Annotated in this window: 5 protein-coding genes; 2 read left to right on the top strand and 3 right to left on the bottom strand. The window is 71.9% G+C overall.

The window, feature by feature from the left end; genetic code table 11:
* Positions 1-804: 804 nt before the first annotated feature.
* Positions 805-2904 carry an MDR family MFS transporter gene (locus LX15_RS23715; protein ID WP_464819120.1) on the top strand — a complete coding sequence of 700 codons (2100 nt, stop codon included), beginning with the start codon at positions 805-807 and terminating at the stop codon, positions 2902-2904.
* Between the two features lie 387 nt (positions 2905-3291).
* On the opposite strand, the gene LX15_RS23710 is transcribed toward LX15_RS23715, so the two are convergent.
* The gene (locus LX15_RS23710) at positions 3292-4953 is read right to left on the bottom strand and encodes an FAD-binding dehydrogenase (RefSeq protein WP_253671853.1); all 1662 of its coding nucleotides are present in this window, start codon (positions 4951-4953) and stop codon (positions 3292-3294) included.
* Positions 4950-5849, bottom strand: coding sequence for an alpha/beta fold hydrolase (locus LX15_RS23705; protein WP_253671852.1), 900 nt, complete (start codon positions 5847-5849; stop codon positions 4950-4952). The genes LX15_RS23710 and LX15_RS23705 overlap by 4 nt, the downstream gene beginning before the upstream one ends.
* A gap of 1759 nt (positions 5850-7608) precedes the next feature.
* On the opposite strand from LX15_RS23705, the gene LX15_RS23700 reads away from it, so the two are divergent.
* Positions 7609-8979, top strand: coding sequence for an NsdA family TPR-like regulatory protein (locus LX15_RS23700; RefSeq protein WP_253671851.1), 1371 nt, complete (start codon positions 7609-7611; stop codon positions 8977-8979).
* A 100-nt stretch (positions 8980-9079) separates the two neighbouring features.
* Here the strand turns inward: LX15_RS23700 and LX15_RS23695 are convergent, their stop codons facing one another.
* Positions 9080-10843 (bottom strand): alpha-keto acid decarboxylase family protein, encoded by a 1764-nt coding sequence (locus LX15_RS23695; protein WP_253671850.1) that lies wholly within the window; start codon positions 10841-10843, stop codon positions 9080-9082.
* Positions 10844-11198: the final 355 nt, after the last annotated feature.

Genomic DNA, 11198 nt, shown 5'->3' with positions numbered 1-11198 from the left:
CCCCCTTTTTTTTGTTGTGTTGTGTGTTGGTGGGTGTTCCCGGCGGCGGCCCCTGCCCTGGTGTTGGTTCTGGTTCTGGTTCTGGGTGTGTGTGGGAGGTCGGTTTTTGGTGGGTGTGGGGGTTGTGGGGTTGTGGCGGGTGGGGTGGGGTGTTGTGGGGCTGGTTTGTGGTGGGTTGTCAAGCGCATCATCCTGTTGGGGGATGGGGTTGTCCACAGGTGCCTGAGTTGTCCACAGGTGCGGTTGTTGCTGGTGCGGTGGTGGGGTGGTGGTCGGTAGGCTGGAGCGGGGCTCGCCCCCCAGGGCGGGTGGGGGCTGACCTGAGGTAAGGGGTGGCTCCGGTTCCGGTGAGGGGTGTCTACCCGGTTTCGAGACTGGCGGGTCCTGCGGCAGGGCGGGATGTTCTGTTGGCTGTTTTTTCGTGTGCTGTCAAGCGCATCATCCTGTTGGGGGATGGGGTTGTCCACAGGCACCCGAGTTATCCACAGGTTCTGGCTGTGTTCTTGGGGTGGGGTGCTGGGGTCGGTAGGCTGGAGCGGGGCTCGCCCCCCAGGGCGGGTGGGGGCTGACCTGAGGTAGTGGGGTTGCGGGCTCGGCTTTGTCGTGTGAGTGCGCGACGAGCGCCGTCTCGTCGGCTCGGTCACGTTCGGGCAGCGACTTCTTCTTCACAGTCGCGTCGGGAAGCTGTGGGCAGGGCGCCGGATCCGCCACCGTCCTCGTTCTTGCCTTCACCGGCTGATCGCGACCGCACCGGTGTCACCGGCCTGTGCCAGGTGGGGGCGCCAACTGATGGGGTGACTCGGCATGCGGGGGCGTGCCCGGGGGTGTGACCGTGGACGGGTGCCCACTGCCGACCTGGCGCCGGCCGCCGCGGAGTCGGCGCCCCCAGTCCTGGACCCCGGGCGCCGCAACATCGTCTTCGTGGCGATCATGCTGGGCATGCTGCTGGCCGCCCTCGACCAGACCATCGTGGGCACCGCGCTGCCGACGATCGTCGCCGACCTCGGCGGCGCCGCGCACATGTCGTGGGTGGCGACCGCCTACCTGCTGGCCGAGACCGTGGCCACCGCGCTCGCCGGGAAGTTCGGCGACCTGTTCGGCCGCAAGCTGCTCTTCCAACTGTCGACGGTCGTCTTCATCACCGGCTCGTTCCTGTGCGGCACGGCCACCACCATGGCGTTGCTCGTCGTGTGGCGCGGGCTCCAGGGTCTTGGCGCGGGTGGGCTGATGGTCACCGCGATGGCGTTGGTCGCCGACGTGATCCCGCTGCGTGAGCGGGGCAGGTACCAGGGCGCGATGGGCGCGGTGTTCGGCGTGTCGACCGTCGTCGGTCCGCTGCTTGGTGGGCTGTTCACCGACCACCTGTCGTGGCGGTGGGCCTTCTACGTCAACGTGCCCATCGCGGTCGTCGTCGTGATCGTGGCCGCGCGGACGATCCCGGTGGTGCGGTCGGCGCACCGCGTCGTCATCGACTACCTCGGCATCGGGCTCGTCGCCGCCGGGTCCAGCGCCCTGGTCCTGGCGACGAGCTGGGGCGGCAGCCAGTACGCGTGGGGCTCGCCCGTGATCGTCGGCCTGTTCGCGGGCGGTGTGGTCGCGCTCGCGCTGTTCTGTTGGGCCGAGACCCGCGCGGCCGAGCCGATGTTGCCCATGCGCCTGTTCCGGAATCCCGTGTTCGTCGTCTGCTCGTTGCTGAGCTTCATCGTCGGCTTCGCGATGCTCGGCGCGATGGTGTTCCTGCCGAGCTTCCTCCAGTACGTGGACGGCGTCTCCGCGACGGTCGCCGGCCTGCGCACGTTGCCCCTGGTGCTCGGGCTGCTGGTGGCGTCGATCCTCAGCGGCGCCGTGATCAGCAGGACCGGGCGGTACCGGCGCTTCCCGATCGTCGGCTCGCTGGTGACGGCGTTCGGGCTGTACCTGCTGTCGCTGATGGGGCCGGACACGAGCGCCTGGCTGTCGTCGCTGTACATGCTGGTGCTGGGCCTCGGGTTGGGCCTGTGCATGCAGGTGCTGACGATCGCCGTGCAGAACACCGTCGACTACGCCGATCTCGGCACGGCGACGTCCGGCGTGACGTTCTTCCGCACGCTGGGCGGGACGTTTGGCACGGCGGTCTTCGGCACCATCTACACGAACGCGTTGACCCCGGGCCTGACGTCGGCGATCGCCACGGCGGTGCGCACGGGCGCGGCCGATCCCGCGGTGATCGCGCGGGCCGCCCAGAGCCCGGGCGGGCTGCACGCCCTGCCGCCCGCGGCGAAGGCGCCGATCATTGACGCGTACGCCGACGCCCTGCGGACGGTGTTCCTGTGGACGGTTCCGGTGGCGTTGCTGGGTTTCGTGGTGTCGTTGTTCCTCAAGCAGGTCCGTCTGCGGGACAGTGCGCGACTGGGCTCGACTGATCTGGGGGAGGGCTTCGGCTCCCCGAGGGACCAGGACTCGGAGTGCGTCCTGGAGGCGGCGGTGGGGCGGATCCTGCGCGAGACGGAGGCGGACATCATGCGCCGCATCGTGGCCGAGTCCGGCACCCGCCTCGACGTGGCGGGAGCGTGGGCGGTCATCCACGTGGAGCTGGCCGCCCGCAGGTTCGGTGTGGCGGACCTGGAGACGATCGCCTTCGCCCATCGCATGCCGCCCGAGGTGCTGGCGCCGGTGTTCGACCGCCTGGTCGAGGAGGGCGTGCTCCTCCGCGAGGGCTGGGCGTACGAGCACACGGAGGTGGGACGGCGGGAGTCGGAGCTGATCCGCCGCGCGGGGGCGGCGTGGTTGGAGCGGCGGGTGGAGCAGGACATCGGCCGCCCACCCGGCACGGACCTGCGGGAGGCGGTCGGGAGCATCGCCCGCCGCCTCCTGTTCGAGGACGAGGCCGTCGGCGCCAGGCCGATGGCCGTCACCGGCGGCTGATCCCCACGCGGGGCCACGAGGTGCGCGTGGCGTGACCGTGGGCCCCGGATCGCCGTGAGGGATCAGCCCGGCGAGGTGGACGACGCGGTCTCGACGATCCCACCCCTGTTCGTGGCGAGCGATCAGTCCACGAGGGGGAGGACGCGTGGCGAGCGATCGGTCCACGAAGGAGACGACGTGCGGCCAGTGACCGAACGGGAGAGCACGTGGCCAGTGACCGAAGGGGAGGACGCGCGGCTAGCGAGCGAACGGGAGGGGCGCGGCCAGTGACCTCGGAGCACGGCCTGCCTCCAGGACGTGGCAGGGAAGGCTGACTCCCACGGCTTCCCCTTCACGAGATCAACACGGCGCCTTGTTCGCTCCCATGCGGGCGGAGGCCCACGAGGTTCACAACAGGTCGCGGGCGAGCGCGCGGCCCGCGGATCTCCCGGAGAAGATGCAGCCGCCGAGGAATCCGCCTTCCAACGCGTTGTACCCGTGCACTCCTCCGCCGCCGAACCCGGCCACCTCGCCGGCCGCGTACAGGCCGTCGAAGATCGACCCGTTCGGCCGCACCACCTGGGAGTCGAGGTTCGTCTGCATCCCGCCGAGCGTCTTGCGGGTGAGGATGTGCAGCCGGACGCCGATCAGGGGGCCGTGGGCGGGATCGAGCATCCGGTGGGGGTGGGCGATCCGCTCGATCCTCTCCGGCAGGTAGAGGCGCGAGTTGCGGACGGACATCCACTGCATGTCCTTGGTGTAGTGGTTGCGGAGTTGGCGGTCGCGTGCCACCACCTCGTGTTCCACCCGCGCGAGGTCCAGCGGCGCCCCGGGGGTGAGGGCGTTCATCGCCGCCACCAGCTCGGGCAGGCTCCGACGGATGACGATGTCCTCGCCGCGTTCGAGGAACGCCCGCACCGGCCCCATCGTGCTCTTCTTCAGCCGCAACAGCAGCAGCAGCGGGTTCTTGCCGGTCATGTCGGGGTTCTGCTCCGAGCCCGACAGGACGAACTCCTTGTCGAGCATCGCGCGGGTCATGATCAACCAGGAGTGGGGGTGGCGGGTCAGCGCGACGTGCCGCAGCGTCGGCAGGGCGGCGTGGCTGGGGAACAGCGGCACGGGCAGTCGCCGCCCCGTGGCGTCCAGCCACAGCGGCGAGGGGCCGGGGAGCAGGTGGATCCCGTGGCGGGGCCAGACCGGGGAATGGTGTTTGAGCCCCTCCGGGTAGTTCCACATGCGGTCCAGGTTGACCACCGCGGCGCCCGCGCGTTCGCCGATGCGGAGCATGCGTCCGTCCACATGGGCCGGCACTCCGCTGAGCATCTCCGACGGGACGGGTCCGAGCCGGTCGGTCGGCCAGTGGGCGCGCACCATGTCGTGGTTGCCGCCCATGCCGCCGGCGGTGACGAGGACCGCCTGCGCCCGCAGTTCGAACTCGCCGATCTCCCTGCGGGAGGAGGGCACACCGCGGGGCGCGTCGGAGGGGACCAGGACCGCGCCGCGCACTCCCACCGCGTTCCCGCCGTCGACGAGGATCTCGTCGACGCGGTGCCGGTGCCGGAAGGTCACCTGCCCGCGCGCTCTGGCCGCCAACACGGGGTCGCGGAAGATCCGGACCACCTCCGGGCCGGTCCCCCACGCCATGTGGAAGCGGGGGACGGAGTTGCCGGAGCGGGTCGCGGTGCCGGCGCCGCGTTCGGCCCAGCCGACGTTGGGGAGGAAGCACAGCCCGAGCCGCGTGACGTAGCGGTGCTTCTCGGTGCTGGCGAAGTCCACGTACGCCTCGGCCCACCGCCGGGCCCACCGGTCCTCGCGGGGGCGGTCGAAGCCGGCCGAGTCCAGCCAGTCGCTCAGCGCGAGTTCGGCGGAGTCCTTGATGCCCGCCAGGCGTTGTTCCGGGCTGTTGACCAGGAACAGGCCGCCCTCCGACCAGTACGCCTGGCCGCCGAGGTTGGCCTCGTTCTCCTGGTCGACGATGATCACTCGACGTCCGGCGCGGGTGAGTTCGTAGGTGGCGACCAGGCCGGCGAGGCCGGCGCCGACGACGATGACGTCCGCGTGCTCTCTCATGCCGGGCTCCCTTCTTCGACCACGGCGTGGTCGAGGTCGGCGAGGAGGGGGCGGAGGGCGGCGAGGAGTGCGTCGGGCGCCTCCAGCGGCAGCAGATGGCCCGTGAGGGGGAGCAGCCTCAGCCGTCCTCGGCGCAGTCGGCGGCGGGCGGCGACCGCCTGCCAGAAGGGCACCAGCAGGTCGTGGACGCCCCAGGCGACCAGGGTCGGCATCGGGAGTTCCGGCAACCGGTGGAGGAGCGGGTGTTTCTGCCCCAGCACCCCGACGGCCTGGCGTTGGGACCGCAGGGTGGTGTTCAGCGTGCCGGGCGTGGAGACCGCGAGGATCTGGCTGAACCACCAGTGCGCGTCGATGCGCCAGGGGTGGAGGGACCCGGCGATCGCCTCCGAGAGGACGAGCACGGTGGGGCCGAGGATGAGGCGGGGGATCAGCCACACCGTCAGGTCGCCGAGGGGGGTGACGGACTGGACGATCATGAGCGGGTTGATGGCGCGGCCCATGCCGGCGGAGCTGACCAGCGCCAGCGCCGGCACGTGCCTCGGCCGCTGGAGCGCCGCGTGGACGGCGACCGCGCCGCCCAGGGAGTGGCCGACGAGCGCGGGGCGCTCCAGGCCGAGGGTCCGCGCGAACCGCCAGACGAAGGTGGCGAGCGACTCGGGGGAGGCGTGGGGGATCGGTTCGGTGTAGCCGTAGCCCGGCAGGTCGATGGCGATGGCGCGGTGGGTTCCGGCGAGGCCGGTGAGGATGTCCCACCACTCCTCGGAGACGCTGCCCTCGCCGGGGATCAGCAGGACGGGGTGGCCGTGGCCGGCCTCCAGGTAGCGGGTCAGTGTTCCGTCCACTGTGGTCCAGTGCTCCTCCACTGTTCGATCTCGGGTGGCGGTGGGTGCGTTCATCGCGGTCTCCCGTCGCTGGTCGTGTGGCGGCGCGGACGTCGCGGAGGTTCGCTCCGGTGGTCCTCCGCATGGCCCGGCGGTGGCTGTCCGCTGCGGTACCCGGCTCCGACGCCCGGGACGGTAGGCGTGGGACGCCTGTCGCCAACAGGCGCGCGGGGCGCGGTCGGGGGCACGTCCGCCGGGGTGGTGCGCGTCCGCGCGTTCGACGGTCCCTGCGGGGGCGAGACGTGTCCGGTCGCTTCCGATGGTCGGCGCGCGCGAGTGAGGGCGACGACGGTGCGATGACGACGGTGCGATGTGGCGACGAAGAAGCGTCGGGCGTCGGTCTTCCGCGGGCGGGCCACGCCCCTGCGGGATTTCCGCGCGGCGGTTTCCGTGTGCGTCGCATCCGTGCTCTGGACAGGAGTTGACTGCCGGCGCACACCGGGGCGCTTCAGGGTGCTCCGGGGCGCGTGCGCGCGTCGCTGTGCCCCCAGTGGCGTCGCGGAGGTCTCACAGCGGCGTCGGGGTGGCGTGAGGCGCGCCGTGACCGTGCGAGGGGTGCCATCTGAGCTGCGGATTCGCGCTGGAGCCGGTGTTCGCGACGTGACCGGGGGAGTGGCCGGAGGGCCGAAGAGGCGTAGCGGGAACGGCGACCATCCCGAGGTGGTCATCTTGACGGCCTAGCCCGCTCGTCGCCGGCGAAGAGCCCGAACGGGCTGTCTGTCACAGGTATCACAGGAAACCGCGCATGTTCACCCCAATGGCTGATATCCAGCCCCCGCTCCGCTTCACTTAGCATACTTCGCATTATGCGGATTCGTCGTTGTTGTTATTGGTGTGCGACGGTGGCGGAAAGGGAGGGTGGAACGCGGTGTGAGAACGTGCGGCAAAAACGGGTTAATTGGCGTCCGCGTGAACCGTGTCCCCCTCTCGCACCGGCGGCCCCGGCGGGCGGTGGTACAGACCACGCACGTCCGGTCGCGGGTGTCGACCTTCGTCCACCAGGCGCAGCGGGCGGCGTGGCCCGGTGGCGACGGTCGGGCGGAGGACTGGCGGGCTGTTCGTGCCAGGGTCCTCGTCGCGGGACCCGTTCGTCTCCGAATCGCGCGGAATCGCGTTGCGGCGCGAATGCGGAGGGGGATGGGGGTGGCGTTGTTCGGTGACGGAGCTGATGTCGGGCGGTGGCTGGGCATTGTCCCGATACAGGCCCGTCACGATGTTTCTTCCGGGTCTTCCCAGTCGATTCCCGCGCTGGCCCGGCGAAGAACGCCGACGGCTTTCCCGAAACAGGGAGGCCCGGTGACGACGGTGTGACACCTCGTGCGGACCCCACGAGCTGGTGCGACTGGCGGCGCCAGGACCGCGAGACCGGTACGGAGAGGAACGGATTCGAGAATGTCCGACACCCGTGCGCCCGTCCTTCGCCGGTTCGGCGCTCGCCCCCGGGGGTGGCGCCCGAGGGGGTGCGAGCCCCACAACCCAACGTCATGTGACGAAACCTGCCGCAGGGCGCCGACCAGCGTCGGCCGTGCCCACGCGCGGCGTGGAACCCTCCGCGTCGACGTCCGGCGATCCGGCCCCGGCCACCTCGCGGTGGCGACGAGGGCGACCACGCGTTCTTCCCGCGACGGCGGTGGGCTCCCGGGATCCCTCCCGGTCCCCAGCGTCCTGACCTGTTGCCCGGACTCCTCGGTGTGTGGCGGAAGATCCCGGCGCGTCGCGGCTCCACGGCTCGCGCCGGGTCTCCCGCCACGGGATGCGAAGGAGACATGAGGCTATGGCCGTGCGACCACGTGCTGCTCGGGAGGCGAACGAACGGCTGCGGGCGGTGATGGAGGAGGCCGGCTGTTCCAACACGGGGCTGGCCCGACGTGTCAACGTCTGCGGCGCCGAGCAGGGACTCAACCTGCGCTACGACAAGACCTCGGTGGCTCGCTGGCTGCGGGGGCAGCAGCCCCGCGGCCGCGCGCCCGCGATCATCGCCCAGGCGCTCGGCCGCAAGCTGGGCCGCATGGTGACCGTCGACGAGATCGGGATGACGTCGGGTCCCGGCGCCACCTCGACCGTGGGCCTGCGGTTCGAGCCGACCGTGACGGGCGCCCTCCGGCAGGCGCGTGCCCTGTGGCGCAGCGACGCCGACCGCACGGGCGCGGTGACCGGGGAGAGGTTGTCGACGTCGGTGCTCGTGCAGCCCAGCCGCGACTGGCTGATCGCCGGTCAGGACCCCGTCGTGCCGGGGGCGGGCTCGCCGAGGGTCGGCACGGCGGACGTCGCGGTGGTCAGGGCCACCGCCGCCGCGTTCGCCGACCTCGACCACCGGTTCGGCAGCGGCCACGTCCGCCCCGTGGTCGTCCACTACCTCGACAGCGTCGTCTCCGGCCTCCTCGGCGGCTCCTACGACGAGCCGGTCGCGCGGCAGCTCCTCGCCGTCACGGCGCGGTTGACGGAACTGGCGGCCTCCATGGCGATCGACACCGGGCAGACCGGTTTCGCGCAGCGCTACTACATCCAGGCGCTCCGCCTGACCCAGGCCGCACACGACCGGGGGATGGGCGGCTACGTGATGGCGTGGGGGATGAGCCGCGTGGCCCTGCTGCTGGGCAGCCCCCGGGAGGCCGTCCAGCTCGCCCGGGTCGCGCGGGAGGGGGTGCGGGGGTGCGGCCGCCCGATCGTGGAGGCGGTCTGTCACGTGGCCGAAGCCCGCGGCCACGCCGTGCTGGGTGACGCACGCGCGTGCGAAAAGGCGATGGGGAAGGCGGTCGAGGCGACGGAACACGCTGTCCCCGACGACGATCCGCACGGGAGTACCCCTGTCGACAGCGCCTACGTGGTCGAGGAGCTGGCGCGTTGCGCCAGGGACCTGAACCAGCCCGCGTCGGCGGTGCGCTGGGCGCGGCAGGCCCTTCAGGCCTGCCCCGCCGGGCGGGTTCGGCGCCGGGCTCTCCGGTTGTTGCTGCTGGCCTCGGCGCAGCTCCAGTCCGGAGAGGTGGACCAGGGCTACGGGACGGCGACGCGGGCCGTGGAGGTGCTCCGGGGTGTGCACTCCGCGCAGTGCGCCCGCGACCTGGAGGACTTCTGTGGCCGGCTGGAGGCGCTGGGGCGACCGGAGGCGGCCCGCGAGCTCCTGGCCGGCCCGGCCAGGCGATGACGCCGCGAGGCGAGACCGCGCCGCCGGCCGTCGGCGGGCGGGTGCGGCGGAGGTCGGGCCGGCCCCGTGCGGCGGGGCCGGCCGACCGCGGACGACGTGCTCAGGGGACCCACCGGGCCCGGTCCGGCCGGTTGACGACCAGACGCAGGAACGCCGGCGGGACGTCGTCCTTTCCCGTGAACGCCTCGATCAGGACGAGCCGGTCGGTGGTGGCCAGGGCCCTGGCGAGCGCGTTGTCCAGCGCCGCCGGGGTGCGCGCGATCAGCACCAGCGGCTTCTTCACGCCCAGGGCGGCAGGGAGGGACTGCCAGTCCCACCGGGCGATGTCGTTGTACGGGGCGCGGAGGCCGTGGGTGATGCGTTCGATGGTGTAGCCGTCGTTGTTGACCAGGACCACGATGGGCTTGAGGTGGTGGCGGCCGATGGTGCCCAGCTCCTGGACGGTGAGCTGGGCGGCGCCGTCCCCGATGAGCAGCAGCCCGCGTCGGGACGGCTCGGCCAGGAGCGCCCCCAGCAGCGCGGGGATGCTGTAGCCGATGGAGGCCCACACCGGCTGGCCGATGAACCGGGCGCCGCTCGGGAAGCGGCGGTCCATGATGCCGAACATCGCCGTGCCGTCGTCGGCGACGACGGTGTGCTGGGGGCGGACGGCCTCGCCGACCGCCTTCCACAGGTAGGTCTGGGTCAGGGGAAGGATCGAGCCGCACACCTTCCGGCTCACGGCGGCGGCCGTCTCCCTGGCCTTGTCCGACAGGTCCTCGGCGTGCCGCGCCAACGCGGCCAGCCCCTGGGGTTCCGGCTCGTCGACCGACACCTCCGCGCGCGGGTGCTCGCCGACCAGCTCCGTCAACACCTTCAACGCCACGGCCAGCGGCACGCCGGGGAAGGCGACGCCGTCCACCCTGGCCGTCCTCGGGCCGAGGTCGATGCCCTTGTCCGGGTCGAACTCGTGCGTGAACTTGCCGGTGGTGTAGTCGCTGAGCAGCACACCGGCCAGGATCAGCAGGTCGGCGTGGTCGATGACGGCGCGGACCCTGGCCGGGCTCATGGCGCCCGCGTACACCCCGAGGAACCTGGGGTTCGCCTCGTCCACGACGGTCTTTCCGCTGACCAGGGTCGCGTGGGGGAAGTCGCTGGCCGCCAGGAAGGCCGCCAGTTCCGCGCGGGCGTGGAACCGGTCCACCAGGAAGTCGGCCAGGACCGCGGCGTGGCGTGCCCTGGCGAGCCTGGCCCTGGCCGCGGCGCGGAAGGCCTCCACGTTGTCTGGACTGTCCACAGTGGACGTTATGGTGTCGGGTGTGTCCAGCGGTCCCGACGGCAGGGCGGGCGCCAGGGCGACGTCCCGGGGCACCCGCAGGTAGCCGGGTCGGCTCTCCCGCAGGCAGGTGGCCAGCACCCGGTCGACCTCGGCCACGGCGTCGCGGGGGCGCAGGACGGCGTCGGCGCACACCACCTGCCGGTGCGCTCGGGCGAAGCGGTCGAAGTCGGCGTCCCCGCCCGTGTGGTGGACCACCAGCCGGGCGCGTTCGGTGGCCCGCGTGGGACCGACGGCGATGTGGAGCAACGGGACGCGTTCGGCGAACGCCCCCGCCACCCCGTTGATCGCGTTCAGCTCGCCCACGCCGAACGTGGTCAGCAGCGCGCCGAAACCGTTGACGCGCCCGTAGGCGTCCGCCGCGTACGCGGCGCCGAGTTCGTGGGCCATCCCGATCCACCGCACCCTCGGGTGGATGAGCACGCGGTCGAGCACCTTGAGGTTGTAGTCCGCGGCCATGCCGAACAGGTGCCGCACCCCCAGGGCGCTCAGGCGGTTGAGGATGTGGTCCATGACCGTGAGGCTCGTTTCTGGCGAGCTGGTTGCCATGTGTGCCTTCCTTCCTCGGCAGGCGTCCCGGATGTGGGCGTCGTGTTCCCGGTGGTGCGCGCCGGCCGTTCGGGTGGGGCGGCTTCGGCGCGGGGGAGTGACCGGTCGCCGGCCGCTGGTTCCTGCCCCCTGGGCGGGGTGGGGGAATTCCGTGGTGGACGGGGAAGTTCACCGGCGTCGGGAATCCGCCACGGTCGTGGTGACAATCCGGGTCGAACTCACCGTAGGCGCGGCCGAACCGTCCTCGACAGGCGTGCGGGGTGGCATTGGAGGCGCGTGGGACCGGCGTTGTGCGCGCGTTCTCGAAGGAGGCGGCGCCGTCAGGCGTGAGTCGGGGAACCGGCGCGCGTGCTTC

The organism is Streptoalloteichus tenebrarius, assembly GCF_024171885.1.
GTDB classification, from domain to species: Bacteria; Actinomycetota; Actinomycetes; order Mycobacteriales; family Pseudonocardiaceae; genus Streptoalloteichus; species Streptoalloteichus tenebrarius.
This window is presented reverse-complemented; position numbering and strand designations above follow the sequence as displayed.

Excerpts from the sequence above, each read along its gene's own strand:
- LX15_RS23700 (WP_253671851.1), top strand. The coding sequence starts at position 7,609 with ATGGCCGTGCGACCACGTGCTGCTCGGGAGGCGAACGAACGGCTGCGG.
- LX15_RS23710 (WP_253671853.1), bottom strand. The coding sequence starts at position 4,953 with ATGAGAGAGCACGCGGACGTCATCGTCGTCGGCGCCGGCCTCGCCGGC.
- LX15_RS23695 (WP_253671850.1), bottom strand. The coding sequence starts at position 10,843 with ATGGCAACCAGCTCGCCAGAAACGAGCCTCACGGTCATGGACCACATC.
- LX15_RS23705 (WP_253671852.1), bottom strand. The coding sequence starts at position 5,849 with ATGAACGCACCCACCGCCACCCGAGATCGAACAGTGGAGGAGCACTGG.
- LX15_RS23715 (WP_464819120.1), top strand. The coding sequence starts at position 805 with ATGCGGGGGCGTGCCCGGGGGTGTGACCGTGGACGGGTGCCCACTGCC.